The organism is Streptomyces coeruleorubidus (assembly GCF_028885415.1).
Lineage (GTDB): Bacteria > Actinomycetota > Actinomycetes > Streptomycetales > Streptomycetaceae > Streptomyces > Streptomyces coeruleorubidus_A.
This window is the reverse complement of the sequence record NZ_CP118527.1, coordinates 3,939,571-3,966,436: the sequence shown is the minus strand read 5'-3', so window position 1 is coordinate 3,966,436 and position 26,866 is coordinate 3,939,571. Positions and strand designations below refer to the sequence as shown.

Sequence of the window (26,866 nt, the reverse complement as noted above, 5' to 3'; positions counted from 1 at the left end):
ACCACCGGGGGCGGGGCACCGCACGGTGCCCCGCCCCCGCCGGACCCTGCCCTCTTCCGGGAGCCCTCCGCCGGCCGTAACGGCCGTTATGCGTCCCGTGGGCCGTAGTGGCCCAGGAACATGTCGACGCCGCCGGTGATGAGACGGTCCGTCATGTCCTCGTCGATGTGCGTGCCGTAGGAGCTGAAGACCATGTGGGGGAAGACCAGGAGCCCGTAGAACTGGATGATCGCCACCTGCAGGTCGGGGATCTCCAGTCGGCCCTGCTCGGTGAGGGCGCGCAGGGCGCCTGCGACTGCGGGGTGGTGGCTTTCCGCGCCGCGGTGCCGCCAGGCCTCGCCCAGCTCGGGGAAACGGTGGAGCTCGGCGGCGACGAGGTTGCGCAGGGCGGTGACCTCGTGGTTGGTGCGGACGGCGTGAACCCAGGTGCGGGCCGCCTCGACGAGGGCGGCCCGCAGGTCATCGGCCTTGGCCAGGCCCTCCAGCGCGGCCGAGGACTCACCGGCGAGCGGTTCGTCGAGTGCGTTGGTGATGACAGCCGTGAACAGGGCTTCCTTGCTGCCGAAGTGGTTGTAGACGGTCACCTTGGACACGCCTGCCTCGGCGGCGATGGTGTCCATGCCCACGCCGAACCCCTCCCGCAGGAACAGCTCGCGGGCGGCCCGGACGATGGCCTGCCGCTTGAGCTCCGCGCGGGGTCCGCTGGGGGGCCGTTTGACGCTCTCCACGCTCATGGGTCGACCCTAGCACCCACCTGAACTGTACGGTTGAGTTCACATGAACTGAACTGTATGGTTCAGATGGGGCCAGTCGAAGTCGCCCGCCGTGCCTTCGTCGACGGCATGGGACCGGCGATGTCCGCCGCCGCCGGTGCCACCGCGGCGGGTGTGCTCCTCGCCCTTCTCCTCGCGCCGTCCCGCGGCGCGGACAGGACCGAAACACCGCACCCGAAGGACTCGTCATGACTCACTCCGCAGCCGGTGCGCCGCACACGGCAGAACACGACCGTCACCCGCCCGCCGACCCGCGCCGCTGGGCGGCCCTCGCGCTGATCTGCCTCGCGCAGTTCATGCTGATCCTCGACGTCACCGTCGTGAACGTCGCCCTCCCCGACATGGCGGCCGACCTCGACCTCGGCCGGGAGACTCTGACCTGGGTGGTCACCGCCTACACCCTGTGCTTCGGTGGGCTGATGCTGCTCGGAGGCCGGCTCGCCGACGCTCTCGGCGCCCGCCGCACCCTGCTGGCCGGCCTCGCCCTCTTCACCGCCGCCTCACTGGTCACGGGTCTGGCCGAGAACGCCCCGACGCTGCTCGGGGGCCGAATCGGTCAGGGGGCCGGCGCGGCCCTGCTTTCCCCGGCCGCGCTCTCCATCGTCACCACGACCTTCCACGGCACCGAACGCAACAAGGCGCTCGGCGTCTGGGCGGCGATCGGCGGCACCGGCTCCGCGGCCGGCGTGCTGCTCGGCGGGGCCCTGACCGACGGGCCCGGCTGGGAGTGGGTCTTCTACCTCAACGTGCCGGTCGGGCTGTTCCTGCTGGTCGCCCTGCCCGCCTTCGTCCCGGCCCGTGCTCCGCAGCCCGCACCGCTCGACATCCCGGGCGCGCTGCTCGTCACCGCGGGCACCGCCGCCCTGATCTACGGCCTGGTCAAGGCGGGGGACACCGGCTGGGCGGACGCCTCGACCCTGCTGCCGCTGGCCGGGGCGGTGCTCGCCCACGCGGCCTTCGCGGCGGTCGAACGGGCCGGCCGGGCCCCGCTGATGGACCTGCGGATGTTCACCCGGCGCCCGGTGCTCGCCGGGGCCTTCCTGATGCTGATCGCCACGGCGCTGCTGATCGCGTTCTTCTTCCTGGGGTCCGTCTACCTACAGCACGTCCGGGACTTCAGCCCGCTGGGGACCGGGCTGGTGTTCCTGCCCGTCGCCGTGGCCACCGGTATCGGCGCCCACCTCGGGTCCCGGCTCGTCGGCCGGATCGGCAGCCGCCCGACCGCTGTCGGGGGCATGGTCGTCGCGGCCGTCGGAAGCATCCCGCTGACCCGGCTGTCGGAGAGCGGCAGCGTGTACGCGGGGCTCCTGCCGGGCTTCGTGATCGCCTCCCTCGGCATCGGCGCCGTGTTCGTCACCGCCACGACCACCGCGCTGGCCATGGTGGAGCACCGGGAGGCGGGGCTCGCCTCCGGGGTCGTCAACACCTTCCACGAGGTGGGTGGTTCGATCGGCGTCGCCGTCGTCTCGACCGTCGCGGCCTCCGGCTTCGAGCGGGGCGCGGCGGCTGGCTTCGCCGACGCGTTCACGGTCTGTGCCGTGGCAGCCGCTGCCGGTGCCGTCGTCGCCCTGGGCCTCGTGCCGCGCGGCAAGCCGCAGTCGACGGGCGGTCCGCACGTGCACTGACCGGCCTAGGGCCCGTCGTTCGGATCAGGTCGCAGACGCGGGGCCCCGGCGGGCCGTCGATTCCCTGCGACCTGATCCGAACGACAGGCCCTGGCCGCGGCAACCCGATCCTTGCGGGGTCGTGCTGTGGCGGGCAGGGAGGGACACCGGCGAGGATGCCCGGCATGACCACGGCGCAGAACCTCGTTCCTCTCCGCTCGACGCGCTCGGTACCTGCGGTGGTCGGTGCGGGAGTGGCCATCGGCGTTCTGGGAGGGATGATCGGGTTGGGCGGCGCGGAGTTCCGCCTGCCGCTGTTGATCAGCCTCTTCGGGTTCGCCGCGCTCTCGGCCGTCATCGTGAACAAGGCGATGAGCCTGGTCGTGGTCCTGGTCGCGCTGCCGGCCCGTCTGGCAGCGGTCCCGGCCGCCGAGGTGGCCGCACGCTGGCCTGTCGCGGTCAACCTGCTGGCCGGCAGCCTGCTGGGTGCCTGGGCCGGAGCGGCCTGGGCGGTGCGCATGCGCGGCACCACTCTCTACAAGGTGCTGGCAGCGCTGATGGTGTTGATGGCTGCCGCCCTGGTGGTCACACACACCACCCCCGTGGGGGCGCTCGCGCTGCCGCTGTGGGCCCAGGTGCCGTGCGGTGTCGTGGCCGGCTTCGGTATCGGGGTGGTCGCGGCGATCATGGGCGTGGCCGGAGGCGAGCTGCTGATCCCGACGATCGTGCTGCTGTTCGGAGAGGACATCAAAACAGCAGGAAGCCTCTCCCTGCTGGTGTCGCTGCCGACGATGCTCGTGGCCTTCGCCCGGTACAGCCGTGACGGCGGTTTCGCGGTGATCGGCGCCAACCTCCGCTTCACCCTGGTCATGGCCGCGGGCTCCGTCGCCGGCGCGCTGCTGGGCGGGCTGCTCCTGGGTGTGTTCCCGGACCTGGTGCTCATCCCCACGCTGGCCGTGATCCTGCTCGTCTCCGCGGTCAAGCTCGCCCGTCACGACTGACGCGATATCCGCACGCGTCGACGCCTCCGAGCAGGGCGACAAGAGGCGTACGAGGGCCAGGACTCGGCCGAAACCGAGTGGCGGCGGTTCTGTGCCAACTAACTTAGTAGTATCGCGGTAGACCGAGTACGGAGGGCGAGTTGACCATGAGCGGGCGGCTGCGGGCGGGTGGGGCCTTCGGGTATCTCCTGCTGGTCGTCCTGCTCACGCTGGGCGTGTTCGCCATGCACACGATGGGCCACCCGGAGGAGTCGTCCGGGCACGGCATGGGTGGTGCTGTCCCCGCTGTCGCGGGCGCGCACCACGACAGCTCGGCCCAGAACACCGCGCCCTTGACCGAGCCCGAGGTGACGGCCGAGCACGGGACCGCGGCGTCGACGGCCAAGTCGCCGGTGCACGACCTCCCGAGCGGCATGGACCCGATGTCCGTGTGCTTGGCGGTTCTCACCGTGTGGCTGCTCGGGCTGTTCCTCCATGCGCTGGTGGTCCGCCGACATGAGCGGCTGACCGCCCTTCTCGCTCGATCGATGGCCTTGGCGCGTCCCAGCACCCCACCGCCGAGACCGCTCCTCTCCCAGTTGTCAGTTCTGCGGATATAGGCCGAACCGCCGCGCGGCCCTTCAGCGCTGCCCGCGCAGACGCCTACTTCGCACAGACAGAACCGACGACAAGAGGTATCTCGCACATGACTGCCTACAAGCACGCCCTCAACCGTCGCCTGAGCCGCCGTCTCGCGGTGGTGGGCGCCATCACAGCGGGCGGGCTGCTGCTCGCCGGCTGCGGCGGGAACGACATGAAGGACATGGACCACGGGAGCGGCAGCTCCGCCTCCGCCTCCGCCTCGCCGACGCAGGCGACGGGTGAGAACCCGGCACCCGGCGCGTTCAACGACACGGACGTCATGTTCGCGCAGATGATGATTCCGCACCACGAGCAGGCCCTGGAGATGTCCAAGCTCGCGGACGGCCGGGCCTCCGACGCGGAGATCAAGACCCTGGCCGCGGAGATCGAGAAGGCCCAGGACCCCGAGATCCGGACCATGAAGTCCTGGTTGAAGGCCTGGGGCAAGCCGGAGTCCGCCGGGGAGAGCATGCCCGGCATGGACCACGGATCCGGCGGCATGGACCACGGGTCCGGGATGTCCGGAATGATGTCCGACGAGGACATGAAGAAGCTCGAGGCCGCCAAGGGCACCGAGTTCGACCGGATGTTCGCGGAGTTGATGATCGAGCACCACAAGGGCGCGATCACCATGGCGGAGGACGAGCAGAAGAAGGGCCGTAACGCCACGGCCAAGAAGCTCGCCGCCGACGTCGTGAGCGCTCAGTCCGCCGAGGTCGAGAAGTTCGAGAAGATCCTCGACCGGCTCTGATCCACATCCCCCACGGACCGCCCAGGGCTCCGAGGCGCACCCGAGGAGCCCGGGCGGTCATCCCCCCATGTCGGCATGACCGTGATCGGCGGTCGCCGCTCCGGTGCACCAGTACGACCCGAGGAATCATGAACAAGCGCCCTGCCGCCATGGCAGCCACCGCCCTGGCTCTCGCCCTCACCTTGGCCTCATGCTCCGGCAACGGAGACAGCGCAGACTCGACCGGCTCGTCCGCCGCCTCCGGGACGACCGTCAGCCACATCCACGGTCTGGGGCTGGACCCCGGCGACCAGCGCCTCTACGTCGCCACCCACGAAGGCATCTACACCCCCGGCCCCAAGGGGGAGCCCGAGCTGGTAGGAGACAGCAAGGACGACTTCATGGGATTCACCGTGGCCGGTGACAAGACGTTCTACGCCAGCGGCCACCCGGCCTCCGGCGGCAACAAGGGACTCATCAAGAGCACCGACGCGGGCGAGACCTGGAAGTCGCTGTCCCTGTCCGGCGAGTCCGACTTCCACGCCCTGGAATCCGCCCACGGCACCGTCTACGGCTACGACGTCACCAACGGCCTGGTGCGCACGACCAAGGACGGCGTCTCCTGGAAGGACGGGGCCCGGCTGGAAGCTCTGGACATGGCGGTCAGCCCCGGTGACCCCGGTGTCGTCCTGGCCACCACCGCCGAGGGCGTCGCCCGCAGCGGCGACGGCGGAAGGACTTTCGCCCCGGGGAAGGAGCCGGTGATGGCCTTCCTCTCCTGGACCGCGAAGAACGGCCTCTACGGCATCGACACCTCCGGCGGCCTCAACCGCAGCACGGACGGCGGCACCACATGGAAGAAGGTCTCCACCGTGCCGGGCGGCCGGCCGCAGGCGCTCACCGCTGTCGGCGCAGAGCATGTCCTTGCCGCCACTCAGACCGGGGTGTTCGAGTCGAAGGACGGCGGCAAGACCTTCAGCAAGCGCCTGACCGTTGCGTCGAGCGGCGGCCACTGAGCCGCGCCGGGCGGTCAGGCCGCCATCATGACGAGCATGGCGCCCATCGTGCCGCCCATGCCGATGTGGGCCGTCAGCGCCGCGCCCGGTGACGTGCCCGGTGGGCGACGGCGGCTTCGGTGGCCCGCCGCCGCGTCGGCCCGGCGCCTGTCGCCTCCCGGCCGCGTCTTGTCCCAGACGGAGATGGCCAGGGACGCGGCGAACACCACGATCGCGTCGGGCAGGGCGAGGAGCCGCCGCGCCCAGCGGCCCCTGCCCGCGGCGCGGCCCGCACCCGCTCGTCGGTCGGTGCCACGCAGCCGCGCCCATACGGCCGCGACGATCGAGAGCAGGAAGTACAGGGCAAGGGCAATGAATACGACACGCCACACAGAAGTGGAGTCTCCCGACGCGGAGCTGTGGGCGGCGCCGGCCGTCATGTCGTGGGCGGTCGACCCCGAGGAGTGGTCCATGCCCTCCATCCCGGCCATGCCCGCCATCCCCACGGTGCCGGATCCGTGCCCGTGGCCGTGCCCGTGATCCATGCCGGTCATCGAGTGCCCGCCCAGAGCGAGGACCGGGGCCGCGTTGGTACCCGGCATGGCGAGCGTCATGATCACCATGGCGGCACTGCCGATGATGTGATGCGCCCAGCGGCGGCCGTGTCGCAGGCCGTGCCGCCGAGCGTGGCGTACGGACAGGACCACGCCACCCAGGCCGACGGCGGTGAACGCCGTCACCCACCACAGGCCGTGGTCCCCGAAGGTGGCCGCCGTCGCGGGCAGGAACATCGCGGCCATGCCGCCGGCCATGACGAGATCACCTCCGGCCGCGAACCGGGCCTCTCCGCTGTCGGTGGCGGCCAGCCGGGCCGCGCTCACGACGGCCACGAGTGCGGCGACCGCCGCAAGCGTCCCATTCAGGGCCGGACTTCCCATCGCTGCCCTCCGCATCGACTACGGATGTCCTTAGTACGAGGGGGTGCCGGGAGATGTTCAGCGGAAGGGAGTTCTTTCCCCGAGGGCGTCAGTCGTGTGGAGGGCGCACGCCGGCCAGGGTGACCGTGACCAGGCGCCGCGCGGCGGCCCGGGACGGCAGGGTTCGTGCCGCCGCCAGGGCGCTTAGGCAGTAGCGGGTGAGTTCGGCGGGCGGGATGTCGTCCCTGACGTCGCCGGCCTGTGCCGCTTCGGACAGCAGGTCCTGAATCATGTGGTGAAGATGCTGGTGCGCGTGGGCCAGGTGGCTGCCGCTGTCCTGGTGCAGGAACGCGCCCAGGTCCGTGTCGTGGTGGCTGTGGGAGCCCTGGTTGGTGAGGGCGTAGGCCTCCAGGACCGCTTCGAGGCGCTCACGCGCCCCGTCGGTCCGGTCCCGGACTTCCGTCAGTCGGGCGAGGTGACCGGCGATCTCGCGCGCGTGCCAGGCGTGCAGGATCGCTTCGACGTCCGGGAAGTACTTGTACAGCGTGGCCCGCCCGATGCCGGCCTTCCCGGCGATCTGAGACATCGTCACCGAAAGCGGGCCGTTCTCGGCCGCCAGGGCGGCGGCGCTGTCCAGGATGGCATCGCGCACTTCGCGGCGGTGCGCGTCGATCGTCTCGTTCCACAGCTTCGGCACACGGAAAGCGTACGTGATGCCGATCGCGTGACACTATGGATTGACAGCGACAAAGTGTCTCGATAAAGCTTGGCGTCATACGAAGGGCACGAGGCCCAGGCGTGGGTGAGACAAGGAGCCCCTTCATGGTGGATCCGTCCGAGAAGCCGAATGCCCGCGGGAAGACCGGTGAAGGTCCCGGCCGAGTCCCCGCGGCGGGAACGCCGCGCTGGGTGAAGGTGTCCGGACTCGCGCTGATCGTGGTCCTTCTCTTCGTGGTCCTGCATCTGGCCACGGGATCGGGTGACCACGGTCCGGGCCGTCACCTCGGGGGAGAGGCTCCGCTCGTCGGCGTCACGGAAACCGCGGCCGGACCGAATGCGGGAGGCATCGGATGACCATGCCGCCCCGCCTGCGCAAGGCGTCCCTCATCGCGCACGTCACGTCCTCCGTGGGCTGGCTCGGCGCGGTCGTCGCCTTCCTGGCGCTGGCGGTGATCGGCATGACCAGCCGGGATCCCGCGACGGTGCGGGGCGCGTACCTCGTGATGGAGCCCGCCGCCTGGTACGTCCTCGTCCCCTTGTCCTGCGCCGCGCTGCTCACCGGCCTCGTCCAGTCTCTGGGCACGTCCTGGGGTCTCGTGCGGCACTACTGGGTGCTGTTCAAGCTCCTGATCAACGTGGTGGCCACCGGAGTGCTGCTGATCTACACGGGGACGTTCAGGTCCATGGCGCACCGGGCCGCCGACCCGGAGGCCGAGCTGTCGTCGGTGCGCAACTTCTCTCCTGTGCTGCACTCCCTGCTCGCGCTGGTCGTGCTGCTGCTCGCCATGATCCTCGCGGTGTACAAGCCACGCGGCGCCACTCCCTACGGGCAGCGCAGGCGGCAGACGGAGCGTGAGGGCCGCGGCACGCCGGGCGCGCTGTCCGTATCCCGGGTGTGAGGCACCGGGACGTCACCGTTCACCCCGCCGGCCGAAGTCGCCGCCCCAGGATCCGCAGCTCTCTCCGCTTGCCGGCCTGCATATGCTCATGCAGAATCCTCAGCTACTGAATAGGCGAGGGGGAGCACGTCATGAGCGTGACCGACAGCCCTGCCGCGCGGCTGCAGGCGCTCTTCGAGGGCCACCGGCTGACGCCGACCCAGCGGCGCATCGCGCACAGCATGGTGCGACGCGCCGCCGACGTGCCGTTCCTGTCGAGCGTGGAGCTCGCCGAGCTGGCCGGGGTCAGCCAGCCGTCCGTGACCCGCTTCGCCGTCGCCCTGGGCTTCGACGGCTACCCGGCCCTGCGCCGTCACCTGCGCGAGGTCGCGCCCGCCGAACCCGCCGCGGACGCCGGGTCCTCCAACGAGTACCAGCAGGCCGTCGAGGCCGAGATCGAGAACCTGCGGCATCTGGCGGAGGCCCTGGCCGACCCCCGGCCGGTGCAGCGGGCGGGGCGTCTCCTCGCGGCCTCCCGCCCGCTCCCCGTCCTCGGACTGCGGGCGGCGGCAGCCCAGGCGCACGGCTTCGCCTACTTCGCCGCCAAGGTCCACCCCGACGTACGGCTCCTCAACGAGGGCGGCACGATGCTCCACGACCGCATCGACGCCGCCGTCCGGGCCGGGGCGACCGCACTGCTGTGCTTCGCGCTGCCCCGGCACCCCCGCGAGGTCGTCGACACCCTCGACTACGCCGGACAGGCCGGGCTGACCGTCGTCACGGTCGCCGACTCCGCCTTCGCACCGGTGGCCAAGGTGTCCGACGTGCTGCTCCCCGCCGCCGTCGGCACCGGCCTCGCCTTCGACACGGCCTGCGCCCCGATGCTGCTCGGCCGGGTCCTGCTGGAGGCGATGTGCGACGACCTGCCCGAAGCCCAGTCCCGCCTGGAGGAGTTCGACGCGAAGGCGGCGGCGCGGGGGCTGTTCGTGGACTGAGGGCACGCACCGCGCCTTCTCAGATTCGTCTCACGTTGTGTCGCTAATGTGCCTCTCCTGAAACGCCCTTCAGACGCTTCGGAGACTGAACGGAGGCTGAACGTGACGCGCGGAGGACAAGGGCTGGCTCGGGTCGCCGTCGTCGTACGAGCGGGAGCGGCACCGTTGTGGTGGCTGGGTGTGTTCGCGGCGGGCATCGGCCTGTCGGCGCCGGGGCTGACCGGGCGCCGCATCGGCGTCCTGGCCGGCGCGGCGCTGTTCGTCCTGGCGACGGCCGTCGTGGCGTACGGACGCCGCAAGCGGTACCTCGCCCTGGCCGCGTCCGCGGCCCGTGCCGCCAAGCACGACGTACTCCAGGACCGCCATGTGACCGTACGCAACTGGCGCCGCGCCCACCGCTGGTGGCTCACGCTCGCTTTCCTCGCCGCCCTGGGCAGCGCCTTCGCCGTACCGGCCGCGGGCGGACTGCTCCTGGCCGGCTGCGGCGCCGGCCTGTGGCTGAAGGCCGCGTGGCTCGGCAGCCAAGAGCGCGCGGACGAGGTGTTGCTGTGGGTGCGCGTGGACTGGCTGCGCGGGGGCGCGGGCGGCCCCGCGGGCAAGCCGGTCAAGGGCTACCGCAGCACGGGCATCGCGGCGGGCGACGCGGCCCCGGGCGGGGCGCGAAGGAAAGCGCCGGCGCTCGTGTAACCGGGCAGGGGGAGACGGACTCAGGGGCGCGGGGCCGCATGCGATATGCGGCTACCGCCGCGTGGGCGCGACCAGCCACGTCGGGCGCGTGGCCGGCACACTACGACAGCCCCCACGCCCCCTGCCCGCCCAGCAGCGCATCGACCTGCGCCCCTCCGGACTCCGCCACAACCTCCTCGACCGTCTGCGCCTTACGCACCACCGCGAAGGCGACACCCCCCTCGCTTCCCGGCCCGAACCCGTAAACCCCGGGCCGGACAAGCGAGTTGTACGCGTAGTGATGCGCGAAGTAGTACGCCCCGGTGTCCAGCGCCGCCGCGAAGTCCCCTTGCTCCAGCAACGGCAGCGCACACCCCTCGGCCAGCAGGTCGCCCGAGAAGCACGCCGGTCCGGCCACGTCCTGCACCACGGCCGGACCCTCCTTCGGGCGCCCCTTGGAGTCGTACGCGGCGATCCTCAGCGGCCAGACCCCCGGCGCGTACACCGTCCGCGTCGCGACCTGCACGCCCGCGTGCGTGACCGCCACCGGCCGGCCGCCCGCGCTCTTGGCGTACTCGACCCGCGCCACGACCGTCCCGTGCTTCGCCAGCAGTGACCGCCCGAACTCCGTCACCAGTCCGTACCGCCCGTCGAACAGCCCGGGCACCTCCTCGGCCAGCATCCGCGCGTACTGCGCGTACGTCGGCGTCGTCGCGTCCGACGCGAAGTTCACCGGCAGCCCGCCGCCGATGTCGAGCGTGTCGACCTGCCGCCGCCCGGCCCGCCGGTTGATCTCCTCCGCCAGCTCGTACGTCGTGGCCACGCCCCGCGCCATCAGGGACAGCGGGACCCCCTGGGACCCGGTGTGCGCGTGCAGCCGGGTCAGCCACGGCCGGTCCAGATACGCCCGGACGACCCACTCCCGGGCCCCCTCGTCGCGCAGCGCCACCCCGAACTTCGACGTGGCCGTGGCCGTGGACGTCGACTCGATGGAACCCCCGCCGATCTGCGGATTCACCCGTATCCCGAGCGGTGAGCGGCTGGCCGCGATGGGGGCACCTCCCACGCCTTTCGGGCTGTGGGGGATCATCAGGCCGTCGATGCGGTCCAGCTCCTGCGGATTGTCCGCGTTGACGGCGATGCCCAGCGCCAGCGCCTCGCGCAGCTCCCCGGGCGTCTTGGCCGGCGAGTCCAGCACCGTCATCTCCGGGCCCAGCCCCGCCGCCCGTGCCAGCGCCAGCTCGCCCGGGCTCGCCACCTCCGCGCCGACGCCCTCCTCGCGCAGCAGCCGCAGTACCGGCACCAGCGGGGTCGCCTTCACCGCGAAGGCGTGCAGCACGGGTGTGCCCGGAGCCACGACCGCGTCGAACGCCGCCCGCAACTGCGCCACCGACTCCCGGATGCCGATGACGTCCAGCAGCCCGACTATGGGGCTGTCGGGCCCGAGCAGCCCCTGCTCCACGGCGGCCCGTACCGCCTGCTCCCGCCGGGCCGCCCGCCCGGCGCCAAAGTCGCGTGCCTCTTCTGCCTCGATGTGTGCGCCCATGCATCCAGCCAAACATCCACGGCACCGCCACGCCGACCCCCGGACGTATTGACTAGCCCTATTCAGGTAGTCAGGATGTGAATAACCGCAGCAACAATCCGCCGGGAGCACCACGCACCCACCAGGAGGCAGACCATGTCAGGACCCCGCCCTGTCCGAGCGCCGCGCGGCACGGAACCGAGCGCCCTGGGATGGCAGCAGGAAGCCGCCCTGCGGATGCTCCAGAACAACCTCGACCCGGAGGTCGCTGAGCACCCCGACAAGCTCGTCGTCTACGGCGGCACCGGCAAGGCGGCGCGCGACTGGCGCTCCTTCGACGCGATGGTGCGGACGCTGCGGGGGCTGAAGCAGGACGAGACCATGCTGGTCCAGTCAGGCCGGCCCGTCGGCGTCATGCAGACCCACGAGTGGGCCCCGCGCGTCCTCATCGCCAACTCCAACCTCGTCGGCGACTGGGCGAACTGGGAGGAGTTCCGCCGTCTGGAGGCCCTCGGCCTGACCATGTACGGGCAGATGACGGCCGGCTCCTGGATCTACATCGGCACCCAGGGCATCCTCCAGGGCACCTACGAGACCTTCTCCGCCGTCGCCGCGAAGAAGTTCGGCGGCAGCCTCGCCGGGACGATCACGCTGACCGCCGGTCTCGGCGGCATGGGCGGCGCCCAGCCGCTCGCCGTGACGATGAACGACGGTGTGGCGATCTGCATCGACTGCGACCCGCGCGCGATCGAGCGGCGCATCGAGCACCGGTACCTGGACGTGAAGGCCGACTCCCTCGACCACGCCCTGCGGCTCGCCGTGGAGGCCCGTGACGCCCGCCGCCCGCTGTCCGTCGGCGTCCTCGGCAACGCCGCCGAACTGGTGCCGCAGCTGCTCGCCATGGGCGCCCCGATCGACGTCGTCACCGACCAGACCTCCGCTCACGACCCGCTGGCCTACCTGCCCCTGGGCACCGCCTTCGAGGACATGGCCGACGCCGCCGCCAAGGACCCGGCCGGCTACACCACCCGGGCCCGCGAGTCCATGGCCCGGCACGTCGAGGCCATGGTCGGCTTCATGGACGCCGGCGCGGAGGTCTTCGACTACGGCAACTCCATCCGCGGCGAGGCGCAACTCGCCGGATACGACCGGGCCTTCGCCTTCCCCGGCTTCGTCCCCGCCTACATCCGCCCGCTGTTCTGCGAGGGCAAGGGTCCCTTCCGCTGGGCCGCCCTGTCCGGCGAGGCCTCCGACATCGCGAAGACCGACAAGGCGATCCTCGACCTCTTCCCGGAGAACGAGTCCCTGGCCCGCTGGATCCGCATGGCCGGGGAGCGGGTCCACTTCCAGGGCCTGCCCGCCCGCATCTGCTGGCTCGGCTACGGCGAACGGGACAAGGCCGGTGAGCGGTTCAACGACATGGTCGCGAGCGGGGAGCTGGCCGCACCGGTCGTCATCGGCCGCGACCACCTCGACTGCGGCTCCGTCGCGTCCCCCTACCGGGAGACCGAGGCCATGCTCGACGGGTCCGACGCGATCGCCGACTGGCCGCTGCTGAACGCCATGGTGAACGTGGCGTCGGGGGCGTCCTGGGTGTCCCTCCACCACGGGGGCGGGGTCGGTATGGGGCGGTCGATCCACGCGGGGCAGGTGACGGTGGCCGACGGTACGCAGCTGGCCGGCGAGAAGATCCGGCGGGTGCTGACGAACGACCCCGGCATGGGGGTCATCCGGCATGTCGACGCCGGGTACGACATCGCGGAGTCGGTGGCTCAGGAGAAGGGCGTCCGGGTGCCGATGCGTGAGGGTGACGAGGCGTGACCGGATCGAACGGCATCCGTTCGGCGGGGGCGGGAGACTGCCCACAGCCTGCCGGCGCCTCCTTCCACCAGATGTGGCGCGACCTGCTGCCCATCGGCCGCCACCCCGCCTCCCACGGCTACCGCCGCTTCGCCTGGACCCGTACCGATGGCGACTGCCGGGCCTGGTTCGAAGAACAAGCCGCTGCCCGGGGACTGCGCTACGAGGTCGACCGGAACGGGAACCAGTGGGCCTGGCTCGGTGACCCCGCCCTCGGAGACGCCGTCGTCACGGGGTCGCACCTGGACTCCGTGCCGGACGGCGGCGCCTTCGACGGCCCCCTCGGAGTCGTGTCCGCCTTCGCCGCGCTGGACGAACTGCGCGGCCGGGACGCGCGGTTCACCCGGCCCCTCGGCATCGTGAACTTCGGTGACGAGGAGGGCGCCCGGTTCGGGCTCGCCTGTGTCGGGTCCCGGCTCACCGCCGGGCAGCTCACCCGCGAGCAGGCGCACCGGCTCACCGACGGCGACGGCGTGACGCTGCCGCGCGCCATGGAGGCCGCCGGATACGACCCCGACGCCCTCGGGCCCGACCCCGAGCGGCTCGCCCGCATCGGCGCCTTCGTCGAACTGCACGTCGAGCAGGGCCGCGCCCTCGACCTGTCCGGCGACCGGGTCGGCATCGCCAGTGCGATCTGGCCGCACGGCCGGTGGCGGTTCGACTTCCGGGGCGAGGCCAACCACGCCGGCACCACCCGGCTCGCCGACCGGCGCGACCCCATGCTGTCGTACGCGCAGACCGTCCTCGCCGCCCGCCGCGAGGCCGAACTCGCCGGTGCCGTCGCCACCTTCGGCAAGATCGCCGTCGAGCCGAACGGCGTCAACGCCATCCCCTCCCTCGTGCGCGGCTGGCTCGACTCGCGCGCCGCCGACCAGGACAGCCTGGACGCCGTGGTCGCCGGCGTCGAGAAGGCGGCCGGGGAGTACGCCGCCGCCCACGGTGTCGATCTCGCCGTTGTCCGCGAGTCGTTCACCCCCGTCGTCGAGTTCGACCACGCCCTGCGCGACGAACTCGCCCGCATCCTCGGCAACGACACCGACCTGACCGTCCCCGTCCTCGGCACCGGCGCCGGACACGACGCCGGGATCCTGTCCGGGATCATCCCGACGGCCATGCTGTTCGTGCGCAACCCCACCGGCGTCTCCCACTCACCGGCCGAGTTCGCCACCGAGGACGACTGCGTGGCCGGGGTGCTCGCACTCGCCGACGTACTGGAAGGACTGGCGTGCAGGTGACCACAGCAGCCACGCGCACGTACTGGCTGGAGCACGCCTGGCTCGGCGCCCACGTCGAGCCGGGCGTCGCCCTGGACGTGAGGGACGGTCGCATCACCGCCGTCCGGACCGAGGTCACCACCCCGCCCCCCGGCGCCGAGGTCCTGCGCGGCCTCACCCTCCCCGGACTGGCCGACGCCCACAGCCACGCCTTCCACCGCGCCCTGCGCGGCACCGTCCAGGTCGGTTCCGGCACCTTCTGGACCTGGCGCGAGGTCATGTACGCCACGGCCGCCCGGCTCACCCCGGACACCTACCACGCCCTCGCCCGTGCCGTGTACGCAGAGATGGCCCTGGCCGGCATCACGGCGGTCGGCGAGTTCCACTACGTCCACCACGCCCCGGGCGGCACCCCCTACGCCGATCCCAACGCGATGGGCGAGGCCCTGATCGCGGCCGCCGCCGAAGCCGGGATCCGCATCACCCTCCTCGACACCGCCTATCTCTCCTCCGGCTTCGGACAGCCGCCCACCACCCCTCAGCTCCGCTTCTCCGACGGCACGGCGGAGGCCTGGGCCGAACGCTGTTCAGTTCTCGAGGAACGAGATCACGCGCGGATCGGAGCGGCGATCCACTCCGTACGGGCCGTGCCCGCCGACCAGCTGGCGACCGTCGCGCGGTGGGCCGAGGAGCGGCGGGCCCCGCTCCATGTGCACCTGTCGGAGCAGACGGCCGAGAACGACGCCTGCCGCCAGGCCCACGGCCGCACCCCCACCCGGCTGCTCGCCGACCACGGCGTGCTCGGCCCGCGCACCACCGGCGTCCACAACACCCACCTCACCGCCGAGGACATCTCCCTCATCGGCGGGAGCGGCACCGGCACCTGCATGTGTCCCACCACCGAGCGGGACCTCGCCGACGGCATCGGTCCCGCGGTCGCCCTTCAGCGGGCGGGCTCGCCGCTCTCCCTCGGCTCCGACAGCCACGCGGTGATCGACCTGCTCGAGGAGGCACGCGCCATGGAGCTGAACGAGCGCCTGCGCACCCGTACCCGAGGGCACTGGACGGCGGCCGCCCTCCTGCGGGCCGCCTCGGCGGACGGGCACTCGGCACTCGGCTGGGAGGACGCGGGCGCCCTGGAGCCCGGCGCGCTCGCCGACTTCACGACGATCGCGCTCGACTCCGTCAGGACGGCAGGGCCGCTTGTGCGGCTCGGGGCCGAGACGGCCGTATTCGCCGCGTCGGCAGCAGACGTGTCGCATACGGTCGTGGGAGGTCGGCACGTCGTACGAGACGGGGTGCACTCGCTCGTACCGGACGCGCCGAAAGCCCTCGCGGACGCCGTCGCAGCCCTGCGCGGATGAACCCGGGCCGCTCCGCCGAGCGGCCGGCCCCCGAACCCGACCCCACCGCCGACCAGGCCACCAAGGACGCCATGAGCAACGCGACGACCGTCAGCCCCGCCCACTCCGCGAGCACCGCAAGCACGCTCATCACCAACATCGCAGCCTTGGTCACCAACGACCCCTCCCTAGGTGACGGAACCCCCCTCGGACTGGTCCAGGACGCGGCCGTCGTCATCGAAGGCGACCGCATCGCGTGGACCGGTGATCAAAGCAAAGCACCCGCCACTGACAATCGGGTCGACGCCGGCGGCCGGGCGGTCCTCCCCGGCTTCGTCGACTCCCACTCCCACCTCGTCTTCGCGGGCGACCGGACGCAGGAGTTCAACGCCCGGATGTCGGGGCGGCCGTACAGCGCGGGCGGCATCCGCACGACCGTCGCGGCCACCCGGGCCGCCACGGACGAGGAACTGGAGGCCAACGTCGTCCGTTACCTCGCCGAGGCCCTCCGCCAGGGCACCACCACCTTCGAGACGAAGTCCGGCTACGGCCTCACGACCGAAGACGAGTCCCGCGCCCTGCGCGTCGCCGCCCGCCACACCGACGAGGTCACCTACCTCGGCGCCCACATCGTCGCCCCCGAGTTCGCCGAGGACCCGGCCGCCTACGTCGCCCTCGTCACCGGCGAGATGCTCGACGCCTGCGCCCCGTACGCCCGCTGGATCGACGTCTTCTGCGAGAAGGGCGCCTTCGACGGCGACCAGGCCCGCGCGATCCTCACCGCCGGCAAGGCACGCGGCCTGCACCCCCGTATCCACGCCAACCAGCTCTCGTACGGCCCCGGCGTGCGGCTCGCCGTCGAACTCGACGCGGCCAGCGCCGACCACTGCACCCACCTGACGGAGGAGGACGTCGACGCCCTGGCGAACAGCCGCACGGTCGCCACCCTCCTCCCCGGCGCCGAGTTCTCCACCCGCGCCGAGTGGCCGGACGCCCGCCGCCTCCTCGACGCGGGCGTCACCGTGGCCCTCTCCACCGACTGCAACCCGGGCTCGTCCTTCACCTCGTCCGTCCCGTTCTGCATCGCGCTCGCCGTACGGGACATGGGCATGACCCCGGACGAGGCCGTCTGGTCGGCCACGGCGGGCGGCGCCGCGGCCCTGAGGCGCACCGACATCGGCCGCCTCACCCCGGGCGCGTACGCCGACCTGATGCTCCTCGACGCCCCGAGCCACGTCCACCTGGCCTACCGGCCGGGCGTCCCGCTGGTCACCGGAGTCTGGCGGCGCGGGGAGCGGGTGCTCTGACCGACGAACGCACACGAAGGTTGTGCACGATTTCCATACCGTGTGCGTAACGAGTGCATGAGAAAACGGAGTTGACGACCAGCCACACCAACCTGGTTCGCACATAACGGACTTGACCCCCCTCGCGGCGCGACGGAAGATCGCGCCAGTCGCTCCGCGCACACCCTGACCACGCGCCGGCCGCACGCGACGAGGGGGTCTTCTTCGGCACGGCCCCCGACGGGGGGTGCCGTTCCATGCGCGGACGCGTCGGTGTGAGCCGTGCACCGCCACGATGACAGCGCTTTCCTCCCCGCCTCACTTTCCGGACGACAGGAGGAAGCCCATGGCAGACGAGATGGTGCAGCGCGCCCAGAGATTCATCAACACCACGTACGACAACGGCGCGACGCTGGGCATATCCAAGCTGGACGAGAACGGCCGGACCGGCTGGCCCGTGATGTACGCGCTGACCCGGGCGCTCCAGTACGAGATGGGCATCACCGCCCTGTCCAACTCCTTCGGCCCGACCACCCTCGCCAAGCTGGGGGAGCTGTACGGCAAACTCGACGAGACGACCGTCCCGTCGGCCAACTTCTGCCGCATCATCCAGTCCGCCCTGTACTGCAAGGGCTACGACGGCGGCGAGATCGACGGCACGTACAACGACCGGGTCAAGGACGCGGTCGTGAAGCTGCACCAGAACATGGGCGTGTCCAGCGTCTACCCGGGCAGCTCCCTGTGGCCGAAGGTGGTCAAGGGCCTGTTCAACATGGACGCCTACGTCACCGTCAGCAACGGCTCGGAGAGCATCCGTTCCATCCAGCAGTGGCTGAACGGCAAGTACATCCTGCGCAAGGACTTCTACGTCATCCCCTGCGACGGCCACCACTCCCGCGACGTCGCCAAGTCGATGCTCTTCGCGATCCAGTACGAACTGGGCATGGCCGACGGCGTCGCCAACGGCGTCTTCGGGCCCGGTACGCAGTCCGGCCTGAAGTCCCACACCGTCTCGCTCGGCACCACCGGCGTCTGGGCGCAGCTGTTCACCGCGGCCATGATCCTGAACAGGCGGAACGTCCCCTTCGGCAGCTTCACCGCCACGGTGCAGTCCGGCGTCGAGACCTTCCAGTCCTTCAGCAAGCTGCCGGTCACCGGCAAGGGCGACTTCCAGACCTGGGCCTCGCTGCTCGTCTCCTACGGCGACCAGTCCCGCAAGGGCACGGCCTGCGACGGCGTCACCAAGATCACGCCCGCCCGGGCGCAGGCGCTGAAGGACGCCGGCTACAAGTACATCGGCCGCTACCTCTTCAATCCCTCCGCGACGGACCTGCCGGAGAAGCAGATCCAGCCCGGCGAGCTGGCCACCATCAAGGAATACGGGCTGAGCTGCTTCCCGATCTTCCAGACCTGGAGCCGGTCCGCGGACTACTTCAGCTACAACCAGGGCACCGCCGACGCGTTCCGCGCGATCGAGTGGGCCGAGTACCACGGCTTCAAGCCCGGCACCATCATCTACTTCGCGGTCGACTACGACGCGATGGACGGCGAGGTCACGGACTACGTCCTCCCGCACTTCCGCGGGATCATGCGCACGATCGGCGAGAACTCCGCCTACGGCATCGGCGTCTACGGCCCGCGCAACGTCTGCCAGCGCGTCGCCGACGCCGGCTACGCGGCGACGAGCTTCGTCTCCGACATGTCCAGCGGCTTCTCCGGCAACCTCGGCTATCCGCTGCCCACCAACTGGGCGTTCGACCAGATCTCCACGATCAAGGTCGGCTCGGGCGCCGGCCTGATCGAGATCGACAACAACATCGTGTCCGGGCGGGACTTCGGCCAGAGCGACTTCAACCCCGGGGCCGAACTCGGTGGGCTGGACACGAACCTCGACAAGGACGCCTACCGGAGCATGATGCTCCAGGACGTGAAGACCTACCTGGAGTCGATCGGCGTCCCCGAGACCGGCGGGGACGGCTGGACCGACAAGGACTGGGTCACCCTGGGCGGCATCTCCAACACGGAGGCGTTCGACGCCGTGGTGGACGCGGACTGGCTCTTCACCGCGCTGGCCCGGCAGCTCAGGCTCCGCAAGGCCCTCATCCAGGCCCCCGTGCTGTGGGAGCTGCGCAAGCTCAACCCGAGGGACTTCGCCTCCGACGCGGCGGTCATGTCGGGCGCGGCAGAGGACTGCAGCACCGGCTGGGGACAGATCTGGGCCTGGGTCACCATCGACGCCCGCAACTACTGCATGCAGCAGGGCATCATCAACGGCACACCGCTGACCGACGCGGACAAGCGGGACGTGTGGAACAAGCTCCACGACGACCAGGAGTACAACGTTCGCTCGGTCGCGTACCTGACGGTCTACAACGCCCACCAGCTCGGCATCGCCCGGCCGAGCCCGACCACCGGTCTCGCCGACACCCAGGCCCTGCTCGCCCGGTACAACGGCACCGGTGACGCGGCCGCCCAGTACGGCCGCGAACTGATCGGTCTGTACCGCGTGCTGGAGAATTACAACGCGCTGTCGCGCGGCAACTGACGACCTACGCGAACGGAGGAGTGGGACGGATGGCAAAGCACTGGTCGGCACCGCTCCTGGTGAACCTGCTGCTCGGAATCCCGGCGGTGGTGCCGATCTGGTTGCTGTGGTACCTCGCGGTGAACTGGCCGCTCGCCGAACTCGGGCTGACGGTGCGGGAGCCGACGGAGAACGACGGGATGGCGCTCTGGCTCGTGATCGTCATTCCCGTCGTCACGCTGTTCGGCCTGATCTGGTGGCTGGCCAACAGCCCCCTCCGGCGCCGCACCGCGCTGGCTCCGCGTACGTACTGGCTGCTGAGCGTTCTGGCCCCCTGCCTCCCGACGGTCGTCCTCATCCTCATCCCCTGAGAAAGGAACAGCAGACGTGCAGCACGACATGCGCAACGCCGTATCGAGACGAACCCTGGTGAGGGCCTCCGGCGTGATCACGGCCGCTGCGGCGGTCGGCTCGCTCGCCCCGGTCACCGCCACGGCCGCCCCCGCCGCTCCTCTCGGCGCCCGGAAGAAGGCCCCCGCCTCCGCCAACGGCTGGCCCCTGGAGAAGCAGGCCAACCACGTCTCCACCGTCTGGACGCGCCCCGTCTCGGGCACCGGCCTGGAGGTCGACATCCGGATCGGCGACGTGGAGGCGATCCTGCTCCATGTCGTGCGGCGCTACCACTACGAGGTCGAGCAGCTGCCCCGCGTGGACCTCGCGGGCTGGCAGCGGATCGACGGCCTGAAGAAGAGCGAGCCGGAGTCCAACCTCGCCTCGGGCACCGCGGTGCGGATCCGCCCGGGCGCGGGCGCGAGCGGCAGTCTGTTCCCGCTCCAGGTGCTGACGGTGCGCGACATCCTCGCGGACTGCGAGGGCGTGGTGCGCTGGGGCGGCGACGACGATCCGGTCGACGAGTCGCTGTTCTACATCGACCGCGGCCCGGACGACGCGTCGGTCCGTGAGCTCGCCGACCGGCTGCGGCTGGCCGAGGCCACGCCCGGCGAGGGCGCCGGAGTGATGGTGGACGTGCTGGCCCCGTCCCGGCGGGACCGCGCGAAGCGGCTGGTGAAGGAGCAGCGGGCGAGCTGAGCCCGTAGGAGACGCGCCCGGGGGGCGGACCGTTCGGTCCGCCCCCGAAGGACAGCGTCACCCGGTACGGGTTGTCCGGCGAGGATCACTCCTCGACGGTCAGCCCCTTGCGCAGCCGTACCAGCGTCCGCGACAGCAGCCGCGACACGTGCATCTGGGAGATGCCCAGTTCCTCGCCGATCTCCGACTGGGTCATCCCCGCGACGAAGCGCAGCGAGAGGATCTTCCGGTCGCGCGGCGGAAGTTCGGCGATCAGCGGCTTCAACGACTCGACGTACTCGATGCCCTCGAGTCCGTGGTCCTCGTAGCCGATGCGGTCCGCGAGCGCGCCCTCGGAGTCGTCCTCCTCCGGCTGGGCGTCCAGCGAGGAGGCGGTGTAGGCGTTCGACGCGGCCATGCCCTCGACGACCTCGTCGTTGGAGATGCCGAGGCGCTCGGCCAGTTCGGTCACCGTCGGGGCGCGGTCCAGCTTCTGGGCCAGCTCGTCACCGGCTTTGGCCAGGTCGAGCCGCAGCTCCTGGAGCCGCCGCGGAACGCGCACGGACCACGAGGTGTCGCGGAAGAAGCGCTTGATCTCGCCGACGATGGTCGGCATCGCGAACGTGGGGAACTCGACACCCCGAGACAGCTCGAAGCGGTCGATCGCCTTGATCAGGCCGATGGTGCCGACCTGGATGATGTCCTCCATCGGCTCGCTGCGGGAGCGGAACCGGGAGGCGGCGAACTTGACCAGCGCGAGGTTCAGTTCGACGAGCGTGTTGCGGACGTACGAGTACTCGTGGGTGCCTTCCTCCAGCGACTCGAGGCGCTCGAAGAGGGTCTTGGACAGCGCCCGTGCGTCGACCGCGTCGACTTCCTCGTACGGGGGGATGTCCGGAAGTCCGGCGAGAAGGTCGTCCTGTGTGACGAGCATCTCGTCCTGCTCGATGGGATCCAGATGTTCCGGAGGGGGTGTCGACGTCGCTTTCTGGGTACGCGATGCGTCGAGCCGGGGTGACATGATGTCCTCCATCGTTCTCGGCATATGGCTGCCGGAGCCAGTACGTGCACTGCGGTGTGCGGCGCCTCCAAAGCCGGCCGTGGTCGGTTACGTGTCCTTACTAGGCCTACCCGCTTTCCCGAGCCCACCGCAAGTGCGTTCTGTGTGCATATGTCCGTTTGTGTGTGGTTGTTCGGGTGTCGAAGCGTGGCGGGAAGGCGTAGTGTTCGAGGGCGTCAGCAGCAGTCACGACGTCGGGAGAGAGAGACGGCATGGACCGCGGGACAGTCGGCAGCGCACAGTCTGGCCGGCTTCTGGTGGAGGTGCGGGAAGAGGGCTCTAACGCCGTCGTGACCCCGGCGGGTGAGTTGGATCACCACACCGCCGATCTGTTGCGTGAGCCACTCGAGGACTGCCTCTCCAAGGGATTCAAGCGCCTGGTCATCGACTGCGCGCGGCTGGAGTTCTGCGACTCCACGGGGCTCAACGTGCTCCTTGGCGCGCGACTGAAGGCCGAGGCCGCCGGTGGTGGCGTGACGCTCGCCGGGATGCAGCCGGTAGTGGCACGCGTGTTCGAGATCACCGGCGCGGATGCGGTCTTCAGCGTCCATGACACGCTTGAGGCGGCCCTGGCCGACGAGTCGGGCTGACCGGCGGTGCGTCGGCGCGCCGAGCCTCGGCCATCCCCCTGTGACCGGTGCCCTACCCCAGTCACGCCTTTCGTGCCGAATACGGGGGTGTTCTGCCCGTCCGCCCGGGCAGGAGACATCCTGAAACGGTCGGCCATCAGGGCGGCGGGGGCGCCGCGAAACCGTCGTGCCGCGCACTGCGTGACTGACTGTGTAGTGGATTTTCTCAATCGTGAACTGGTGAATCGGTGAGGTGAAGCGCTGATGAGCACCACCCGGCCCTACTCGCCGGGCGACCGCGGGCCGGAGCCCAGCGGCGCTTCCGGGGCGTCCGAGGGTGGCGTACCGGCGGGCAGTGCGCCCGGCGAGGGCGTGGCCGCGCCGTCCGGAGCCGCGGCGCCCCCGGGGGGCCGACAGGTGCGCCGGCTGAGCTTCGACGGGGCGAGCGGTGTCGTTCCGCTCGCCCGCGACTTCACCCGCCAGGCGCTGTACGCGTGGGGCTGGCTGCCGGCCGCCTCCGCGGACCAGCGGGCCGCCGCCGAGGACGTGCTGCTCGTCGTCTCCGAACTGGTCACCAACGCCTGTCTGCACGCCGAGGGGCCGGACCAGCTGTGGATCACCTGCGACAACAAGGTGATCCGCATCGAGGTCGCCGACCGGGGCACCGGCCAGCCGTCACCCCGCACCCCGCACCGGGCCGGCCGCCCCGGCGGCCACGGCATGTTCATCGTCCAGCGGCTGTGCCTGGACTGGGGCGTCGTCCGCACGCCGGGAGTCGCCGGCAAGACGGTGTGGGCCGAACTGGGAGCGCCTGCCTGATCCGGGGGCGTTGCGAGCGCGCCAGGTGCAGGTTCCCGGGACGGCCGTCCGGGTGAACGACGAGCGGGCGATTCGCCGGCGACTGCCTGGCCGCCCCCACGAAACCTCCGCCGCACATCCCCCCGTCCGTCACTCATCACACGCCGGATCGCCACGGATCCGGCGCGCACTGTCTCTTCCTTCCTCGACGCCCCGGGCGTACCTTGACGGCCCGATCTGATACCCCGTCAGGAACAGGAAGGGGAGCGGCACCGTGTCGTACCGGAATCGAACCGCCGCGCTCGCGTCCGCCGCGGCCCTGGCCGGCTCGGCGGTGTTGATGACCGCCCCCACGGCCCGGGCCGAGGTCGTCGACGTCAACTACCAGTGCAAGACGCCGATCGGCGACAAGAGCGCCGTCTCGCCCATCGACATCAAGGGTGTCAGGAGCGGCAGCGGCTACCGCATCACCATGTCCTGGCAGAAGGGCGTCTCCTCCAGCCCGGTCGAACTGGGCAAGGGCGCGATGACCCCGAGCGCCACCATCGCCCTGGGCGGCGCGGACAGCGGCACCCTGACGGTGACCGGCCCCGCCAACGACGCCGCGATCCCCGCCAACACCCCGATCAAGATCAACGACCTGAGCGGTACGTACACGCCGAAGAAGAGCGGCGAGGTCACCTTCACGGCCGGCGTGCTCACCATCAAGGCGCTCGGCACGACGACCACGTGCACACCGACGAACGACCCGGGCCCGTCCCTGACCCTCGACGTCACGGCCGCGAGCGGCGGCGGCGCCACCGGCTCCACCCAGGGCGGCGGCTCCGGCTCGGGCTCCGGCTCCGGCGCCGAACTCCCGCAGACCGGCCCCGAGGACTCGGCCATAGCCCTCGGCACCCTCGGCGGGACGGTCCTGCTCGCCGGCACGGCGGGCGCCCTGTGGCTGACACGACGCCACCAGGGGGCTTAGGGGGTGTCCGCCAAGTCCCGCGGACCCCCAGAGCGCGCACCGGACGCCGCCCGGCCGCCCTTCGCGTGCCGACACCGCTTTCGCAACAGGCCCTGGTACGCCACCGAGCGCACGCCCGTACGACCGCTGGAGCCGCCGATGCCGTACGTCGCCCGTGTTCCGTACCTGTCACTGCCCCTCCTGCTGGTGCTCCTGCTGGGGCCGGCGGGCGCCGGGCCCGCCGGGGCGGTGGACCGGCCCGGCGTCGAGCTGTCCAAGACCCAGGCCGGGACGGGCGGTTCGGTCACCGTCACCGGCAGCGGCTGGCGGCCGCGGGCCCTGCTGACGCTGCTGGTGTGCGGGCAGGCCGAGCCGTCCCGGGGCGTGACCGGCGGCACCAACTCCTGCGCCAACGCCGACGGCCGGACCGTCACCACCGACGCCGAGGGCCGCTTCCGCCGCGAACTGCCCGTCGTGGAACCGCCCGTGCCGTGCCCCTGCGTGGTGCACGTGGCGACGGTGACCGGGGCCGGGGCCGGGGCCGAGGCCGACGCGATCCTCCAGGTCGCCGGGCACGCCGTCGAGCCGCTGCCCGCGGACCGGGCCGGCGGGCGGCTGTCCCTGCTCGCGGACACCCGGCTGCGCGGCTCCGGCGGCCTGCTGACCTGGTTCGGCTCCCCGCCCGCCCGGACGCTCGTGGTCACCGTCGGCAACGTCGGGACGTCCCCCGTGAAGGACCCGGTCTTCCAGGTCGGCACCTCCCACGGCGTGTTCGCCCCGCAGTGGCAGGACCAGCGCTGGCGCGGCACGATCCGGCCCGGCGGGAAGGCGCGCATCGAACTCCCCGTCGAACTCGCGGCCGGGGCGCAGGGCGACTACACCGTCTCCCTGAAGTACGGCGGCAAGGTCCTCGCCGAACACCCCTGGGGCGTGGGCCGCCCGTGGGGTGTGACCCTGTTCTGGGTCCTCGTCTGCCTGGTCGTCCCGGCGGCGCTGTTCCGCGCCGGCCTGGCCGTCGTGGACCGCGTACACCCCCGCCACGCCGTCCACGCGGCCCGCCCGCCCCGCAGCCGGCGGCTGCGCCTGCCCGCCGCACGCCGGCCCCCGGCCCTGCCGTGGGTCGCCCCGGACGCCGAACCGCCCAGATCGACGAAGGCATGAAGAACATCGTGAAGAACACGAGGACATGACGAAGGGCCGCCGCACCACGCAGGTGCGACGGCCCCTCTCAGGCTCAGGCGATCAGCGGACTTCGCCCATGAGCCCCTTGACCTTCTTGCGGAACATGTACACCGCGAAACCGGCGACCACGGCCAGCGCCGCCTCCAGCGCCACGAATCCCGTCCGGTCCAGGTTGATCCCGCCGACGGCCGGGTTGGACAGCAGCGCGGTGACGGAGTCGCCCGCGGTGACCGCGAGGAACCAGACGCCCATCATCTGCGAGGCGTACTTCGCCGGCGCCATCTTCGTCGTCACGGACAGGCCCACCGGCGACAGCGTCAGCTCGCCGACGGTCTGCACGAAGTAGATCGCGACCAGCCACATCGCCGCGGCCTTGTGACCGCCCTCCGCGATCGACAGCGGGGCGAGGAAGAGGAAGAAGGACGCACCCACCAGCACCAGGCCGGAGGCGAACTTCACGATGGTGCTGGGCTCCTTGCCACGCCGGTTCAGCCACAGCCACAGCCAGGCGAAGACGGGCGCCAGGGCCATGATCAGCACCGGGTTGACCGACTGGTACCAGGAGACCGGGAACTCCCAGCCGAAGACGGTGTTGTCGGCCTTCTCGCTGGCGAAGAGCGACAGGGTCGAGCCGCCCTGGTCGTAGATCATCCAGAAGACGGCTGCGGCGACGAAGAACCAGATGTACGCCGACACCTTCGAGCGCTCGCCGGCGTCCAGGTCCTTGTCGCGCAGGATGCGGGTGATGACCAGGATCGGCACGATCAGGCCGAGGAGCGTGAGCGGGATCAGCGCCCAGTTCAGGGTGAAGTGGCCGGTGCCGCCGACCAGTCCGTAGAAGACCACGGCGACGGCCAGCCAGATCAGGCCCTTGCGCAGGGTGGCGGCCTTCTCGGCGGGCGACAGCGGGGTCGGGACCTCGCCGCTCTTCGGGTTCAGGTGGCGGCCGCCGAGCAGGAACTGGACGAGGCCCAGCGCCATGCCGAGCGCGGCCAGGGCGAAGCCCAGGTGCCAGTTGACGTTCTCACCGACGGTGCCGATGACCAGCGGCGCGACGAAGGCGCCGAGGTTGATGCCGATGTAGAAGACGGTGAAGCCGCCGTCCCGGCGCGGGTCCTGCGGGCCGTCGTAGAGGTGGCCGACCATCGTGGAGATGTTGGCCTTCAGCAGACCGGAACCGATGGCGACCAGGCCCAGGCCGACGTAGAAGCTCGCGGCCGCGGGCAGCGCCAGGCACAGGTGGCCGAGCATGATGACCAGGCCCGCGACGGCGACCGTCTTGCGGGGGCCGAGCACACGGTCGGCGAACCAGCCGCCGGGCAGGGTGAGCAGGTACACCAGCGACAGGTACACGGCGTAGATCGCCGTCGCCGTGCCCGCGCTCAGGTGCAGGCCACCGGGGGCCACCAGGTACAGCGGGAGCAGGGCCCTCATGCCGTAGTAGGAGAACCGCTCCCACATCTCGGTCATGAACAAAGTGGCCAGTCCGCGGGGGTGGCCGAAGAAGGTCTTCTCGGAACCGGGGGTGCCCGGACGGGCCGAGTCCTTCGTCAGGCTGGACGCCATGGTCGTTCCTTGCTGGTCGGGA

27 protein-coding genes are annotated in these 26,866 nt (G+C 71.2%); 21 read left to right on the top strand and 6 right to left on the bottom strand.

What is annotated here, in order from left to right; translation table 11 throughout:
• Nucleotides 1-86: 86 nt before the first annotated feature.
• Nucleotides 87-734: a TetR/AcrR family transcriptional regulator gene (locus PV963_RS18275; protein WP_274816802.1), complete on the bottom strand. Its 648-nt coding sequence runs from the start codon at nt 732-734 to the stop codon at nt 87-89.
• Nucleotides 735-800: 66 nt separating this feature from the next.
• Between PV963_RS18275 and PV963_RS18270 the strand changes: the two genes are divergently transcribed.
• The 6 genes from PV963_RS18270 (at nt 801) to PV963_RS18245 (ending at nt 5,745) form a co-directional block, all read left to right on the top strand.
• On the top strand, nt 801-965 hold the full coding sequence (locus PV963_RS18270) for a hypothetical protein (protein ID WP_274816801.1): 165 nt from the start codon (nt 801-803) through the stop codon (nt 963-965).
• Nucleotides 962-2,398, top strand: a complete 1,437-nt coding sequence (locus PV963_RS18265) for an MFS transporter (protein ID WP_274816800.1) — start codon at nt 962-964, stop codon at nt 2,396-2,398. The genes PV963_RS18270 and PV963_RS18265 overlap by 4 nt, the downstream gene beginning before the upstream one ends.
• 164 nt (nt 2,399-2,562) lie before the next feature.
• A complete protein-coding gene (locus tag PV963_RS18260) occupies nt 2,563-3,378 on the top strand; it encodes a sulfite exporter TauE/SafE family protein (protein ID WP_274816799.1) in 816 nt (271 codons plus the stop codon).
• A gap of 146 nt (nt 3,379-3,524) precedes the next feature.
• Nucleotides 3,525-3,977 carry a DUF6153 family protein gene (locus PV963_RS18255; protein WP_274816798.1) on the top strand — a complete coding sequence of 151 codons (453 nt, stop codon included), beginning with the start codon at nt 3,525-3,527 and terminating at the stop codon, nt 3,975-3,977.
• A gap of 86 nt (nt 3,978-4,063) precedes the next feature.
• The gene (locus tag PV963_RS18250) at nt 4,064-4,750 is read left to right on the top strand and encodes a DUF305 domain-containing protein (RefSeq protein ID WP_274816797.1); all 687 of its coding nucleotides are present in this window, start codon (nt 4,064-4,066) and stop codon (nt 4,748-4,750) included.
• 128 nt (nt 4,751-4,878) lie between these two features.
• Nucleotides 4,879-5,745, top strand: a complete 867-nt coding sequence (locus tag PV963_RS18245) for a F510_1955 family glycosylhydrolase (protein ID WP_274816796.1) — start codon at nt 4,879-4,881, stop codon at nt 5,743-5,745.
• Nucleotides 5,746-5,759: 14 nt separating this feature from the next.
• On the opposite strand, the gene PV963_RS18240 is transcribed toward PV963_RS18245, so the two are convergent.
• Complete coding sequence (locus PV963_RS18240; RefSeq protein WP_274816795.1) at nt 5,760-6,662, bottom strand: DUF5134 domain-containing protein; 903 nt, start codon at nt 6,660-6,662, stop codon at nt 5,760-5,762.
• Between the two features lie 88 nt (nt 6,663-6,750).
• Nucleotides 6,751-7,338 carry a TetR/AcrR family transcriptional regulator gene (locus PV963_RS18235; protein WP_274816794.1) on the bottom strand — a complete coding sequence of 196 codons (588 nt, stop codon included), beginning with the start codon at nt 7,336-7,338 and terminating at the stop codon, nt 6,751-6,753.
• 125 nt (nt 7,339-7,463) lie between these two features.
• On the opposite strand from PV963_RS18235, the gene PV963_RS18230 reads away from it, so the two are divergent.
• The 4 genes from PV963_RS18230 to PV963_RS18215 all read left to right on the top strand — a co-directional run bounded on the left by PV963_RS18230 (nt 7,464) and on the right by PV963_RS18215 (nt 9,921).
• The gene (locus PV963_RS18230) at nt 7,464-7,715 is read left to right on the top strand and encodes a hypothetical protein (protein ID WP_274816793.1); all 252 of its coding nucleotides are present in this window, start codon (nt 7,464-7,466) and stop codon (nt 7,713-7,715) included.
• Nucleotides 7,712-8,260: a hypothetical protein gene (locus PV963_RS18225; protein ID WP_274816792.1), complete on the top strand. Its 549-nt coding sequence runs from the start codon at nt 7,712-7,714 to the stop codon at nt 8,258-8,260. Before PV963_RS18230 ends, PV963_RS18225 begins: the two co-directional genes overlap by 4 nt.
• Nucleotides 8,261-8,391: 131 nt before the next feature.
• The gene (locus PV963_RS18220; RefSeq protein WP_274816791.1) at nt 8,392-9,234 is read left to right on the top strand and encodes a MurR/RpiR family transcriptional regulator; all 843 of its coding nucleotides are present in this window, start codon (nt 8,392-8,394) and stop codon (nt 9,232-9,234) included.
• 102 nt (nt 9,235-9,336) lie between these two features.
• On the top strand, nt 9,337-9,921 hold the full coding sequence (locus tag PV963_RS18215; RefSeq protein WP_274816790.1) for a hypothetical protein: 585 nt from the start codon (nt 9,337-9,339) through the stop codon (nt 9,919-9,921).
• 100 nt (nt 9,922-10,021) lie between these two features.
• On the opposite strand, the gene PV963_RS18210 is transcribed toward PV963_RS18215, so the two are convergent.
• Nucleotides 10,022-11,446, bottom strand: a complete 1,425-nt coding sequence (locus PV963_RS18210; RefSeq protein ID WP_274816789.1) for a diaminopimelate decarboxylase — start codon at nt 11,444-11,446, stop codon at nt 10,022-10,024.
• 135 nt (nt 11,447-11,581) lie between these two features.
• Here PV963_RS18210 and hutU point away from each other — a divergent pair, with 135 nt between their 5' ends.
• The 7 genes from hutU (at nt 11,582) to PV963_RS18175 (ending at nt 20,741) form a co-directional block, all read left to right on the top strand.
• Nucleotides 11,582-13,246 (top strand): urocanate hydratase, encoded by a 1,665-nt coding sequence (hutU, locus tag PV963_RS18205; RefSeq protein WP_274816788.1) that lies wholly within the window; start codon nt 11,582-11,584, stop codon nt 13,244-13,246.
• Between the two features lie 71 nt (nt 13,247-13,317).
• Entirely contained in the window at nt 13,318-14,520 is a 1,203-nt protein-coding gene (locus tag PV963_RS18200; RefSeq protein WP_274822050.1) for an allantoate amidohydrolase, read from the top strand.
• The gene (locus tag PV963_RS18195; RefSeq protein WP_274816787.1) at nt 14,511-15,863 is read left to right on the top strand and encodes a formimidoylglutamate deiminase; all 1,353 of its coding nucleotides are present in this window, start codon (nt 14,511-14,513) and stop codon (nt 15,861-15,863) included. The genes PV963_RS18200 and PV963_RS18195 overlap by 10 nt, the downstream gene beginning before the upstream one ends.
• The gene (hutI, locus tag PV963_RS18190) at nt 15,860-17,149 is read left to right on the top strand and encodes an imidazolonepropionase (protein WP_274816786.1); all 1,290 of its coding nucleotides are present in this window, start codon (nt 15,860-15,862) and stop codon (nt 17,147-17,149) included. The genes PV963_RS18195 and hutI overlap by 4 nt, the downstream gene beginning before the upstream one ends.
• Before the next feature lie 325 nt (nt 17,150-17,474).
• Nucleotides 17,475-19,673: a glycoside hydrolase domain-containing protein gene (locus PV963_RS18185; protein ID WP_274816785.1), complete on the top strand. Its 2,199-nt coding sequence runs from the start codon at nt 17,475-17,477 to the stop codon at nt 19,671-19,673.
• A 29-nt stretch (nt 19,674-19,702) separates the two neighbouring features.
• On the top strand, nt 19,703-20,023 hold the full coding sequence (locus tag PV963_RS18180) for a hypothetical protein (RefSeq protein WP_274816784.1): 321 nt from the start codon (nt 19,703-19,705) through the stop codon (nt 20,021-20,023).
• 28 nt (nt 20,024-20,051) lie between these two features.
• Nucleotides 20,052-20,741, top strand: coding sequence for a hypothetical protein (locus tag PV963_RS18175; RefSeq protein WP_274822049.1), 690 nt, complete (start codon nt 20,052-20,054; stop codon nt 20,739-20,741).
• 85 nt (nt 20,742-20,826) lie between these two features.
• Here PV963_RS18175 and PV963_RS18170 read toward each other — a convergent pair whose 3' ends face one another.
• On the bottom strand, nt 20,827-21,753 hold the full coding sequence (locus tag PV963_RS18170) for an RNA polymerase sigma factor SigF (RefSeq protein ID WP_274816783.1): 927 nt from the start codon (nt 21,751-21,753) through the stop codon (nt 20,827-20,829).
• A 239-nt stretch (nt 21,754-21,992) separates the two neighbouring features.
• On the opposite strand from PV963_RS18170, the gene PV963_RS18165 reads away from it, so the two are divergent.
• The 4 genes from PV963_RS18165 to PV963_RS18150 all read left to right on the top strand — a co-directional run bounded on the left by PV963_RS18165 (nt 21,993) and on the right by PV963_RS18150 (nt 25,257).
• Complete coding sequence (locus tag PV963_RS18165) at nt 21,993-22,370, top strand: STAS domain-containing protein (RefSeq protein ID WP_274816782.1); 378 nt, start codon at nt 21,993-21,995, stop codon at nt 22,368-22,370.
• A 243-nt stretch (nt 22,371-22,613) separates the two neighbouring features.
• Complete coding sequence (locus PV963_RS18160; RefSeq protein ID WP_274816781.1) at nt 22,614-23,168, top strand: ATP-binding protein; 555 nt, start codon at nt 22,614-22,616, stop codon at nt 23,166-23,168.
• Nucleotides 23,169-23,421: 253 nt separating this feature from the next.
• Nucleotides 23,422-24,117 carry an LPXTG cell wall anchor domain-containing protein gene (locus PV963_RS18155; protein WP_274816780.1) on the top strand — a complete coding sequence of 232 codons (696 nt, stop codon included), beginning with the start codon at nt 23,422-23,424 and terminating at the stop codon, nt 24,115-24,117.
• A gap of 138 nt (nt 24,118-24,255) precedes the next feature.
• Nucleotides 24,256-25,257, top strand: coding sequence for a hypothetical protein (locus PV963_RS18150; protein ID WP_274816779.1), 1,002 nt, complete (start codon nt 24,256-24,258; stop codon nt 25,255-25,257).
• 81 nt (nt 25,258-25,338) lie between these two features.
• Here PV963_RS18150 and PV963_RS18145 read toward each other — a convergent pair whose 3' ends face one another.
• The gene (locus PV963_RS18145; RefSeq protein ID WP_274816778.1) at nt 25,339-26,844 is read right to left on the bottom strand and encodes a peptide MFS transporter; all 1,506 of its coding nucleotides are present in this window, start codon (nt 26,842-26,844) and stop codon (nt 25,339-25,341) included.
• Between the last annotated feature and the right edge of the window lie 22 nt (nt 26,845-26,866).

Excerpts from the sequence above, each read along its gene's own strand:
- PV963_RS18275 (WP_274816802.1), bottom strand. The coding sequence starts at position 734 with ATGAGCGTGGAGAGCGTCAAACGGCCCCCCAGCGGACCCCGCGCGGAG.
- PV963_RS18270 (WP_274816801.1), top strand. The coding sequence starts at position 801 with ATGGGGCCAGTCGAAGTCGCCCGCCGTGCCTTCGTCGACGGCATGGGA.
- PV963_RS18265 (WP_274816800.1), top strand. The coding sequence starts at position 962 with ATGACTCACTCCGCAGCCGGTGCGCCGCACACGGCAGAACACGACCGT.
- PV963_RS18260 (WP_274816799.1), top strand. The coding sequence starts at position 2,563 with ATGACCACGGCGCAGAACCTCGTTCCTCTCCGCTCGACGCGCTCGGTA.
- PV963_RS18255 (WP_274816798.1), top strand. The coding sequence starts at position 3,525 with ATGAGCGGGCGGCTGCGGGCGGGTGGGGCCTTCGGGTATCTCCTGCTG.
- PV963_RS18250 (WP_274816797.1), top strand. The coding sequence starts at position 4,064 with ATGACTGCCTACAAGCACGCCCTCAACCGTCGCCTGAGCCGCCGTCTC.
- PV963_RS18245 (WP_274816796.1), top strand. The coding sequence starts at position 4,879 with ATGAACAAGCGCCCTGCCGCCATGGCAGCCACCGCCCTGGCTCTCGCC.
- PV963_RS18240 (WP_274816795.1), bottom strand. The coding sequence starts at position 6,662 with ATGGGAAGTCCGGCCCTGAATGGGACGCTTGCGGCGGTCGCCGCACTC.
- PV963_RS18230 (WP_274816793.1), top strand. The coding sequence starts at position 7,464 with ATGGTGGATCCGTCCGAGAAGCCGAATGCCCGCGGGAAGACCGGTGAA.
- PV963_RS18225 (WP_274816792.1), top strand. The coding sequence starts at position 7,712 with ATGACCATGCCGCCCCGCCTGCGCAAGGCGTCCCTCATCGCGCACGTC.
- PV963_RS18220 (WP_274816791.1), top strand. The coding sequence starts at position 8,392 with ATGAGCGTGACCGACAGCCCTGCCGCGCGGCTGCAGGCGCTCTTCGAG.
- PV963_RS18210 (WP_274816789.1), bottom strand. The coding sequence starts at position 11,446 with ATGGGCGCACACATCGAGGCAGAAGAGGCACGCGACTTTGGCGCCGGG.
- hutU (WP_274816788.1), top strand. The coding sequence starts at position 11,582 with ATGTCAGGACCCCGCCCTGTCCGAGCGCCGCGCGGCACGGAACCGAGC.
- PV963_RS18200 (WP_274822050.1), top strand. The coding sequence starts at position 13,318 with ATGTGGCGCGACCTGCTGCCCATCGGCCGCCACCCCGCCTCCCACGGC.
- hutI (WP_274816786.1), top strand. The coding sequence starts at position 15,860 with ATGAACCCGGGCCGCTCCGCCGAGCGGCCGGCCCCCGAACCCGACCCC.
- PV963_RS18185 (WP_274816785.1), top strand. The coding sequence starts at position 17,475 with ATGGCAGACGAGATGGTGCAGCGCGCCCAGAGATTCATCAACACCACG.
- PV963_RS18180 (WP_274816784.1), top strand. The coding sequence starts at position 19,703 with ATGGCAAAGCACTGGTCGGCACCGCTCCTGGTGAACCTGCTGCTCGGA.
- PV963_RS18175 (WP_274822049.1), top strand. The coding sequence starts at position 20,052 with ATGCGCAACGCCGTATCGAGACGAACCCTGGTGAGGGCCTCCGGCGTG.
- PV963_RS18170 (WP_274816783.1), bottom strand. The coding sequence starts at position 21,753 with ATGGAGGACATCATGTCACCCCGGCTCGACGCATCGCGTACCCAGAAA.
- PV963_RS18165 (WP_274816782.1), top strand. The coding sequence starts at position 21,993 with ATGGACCGCGGGACAGTCGGCAGCGCACAGTCTGGCCGGCTTCTGGTG.
- PV963_RS18160 (WP_274816781.1), top strand. The coding sequence starts at position 22,614 with ATGAGCACCACCCGGCCCTACTCGCCGGGCGACCGCGGGCCGGAGCCC.
- PV963_RS18150 (WP_274816779.1), top strand. The coding sequence starts at position 24,256 with ATGCCGTACGTCGCCCGTGTTCCGTACCTGTCACTGCCCCTCCTGCTG.
- PV963_RS18145 (WP_274816778.1), bottom strand. The coding sequence starts at position 26,844 with ATGGCGTCCAGCCTGACGAAGGACTCGGCCCGTCCGGGCACCCCCGGT.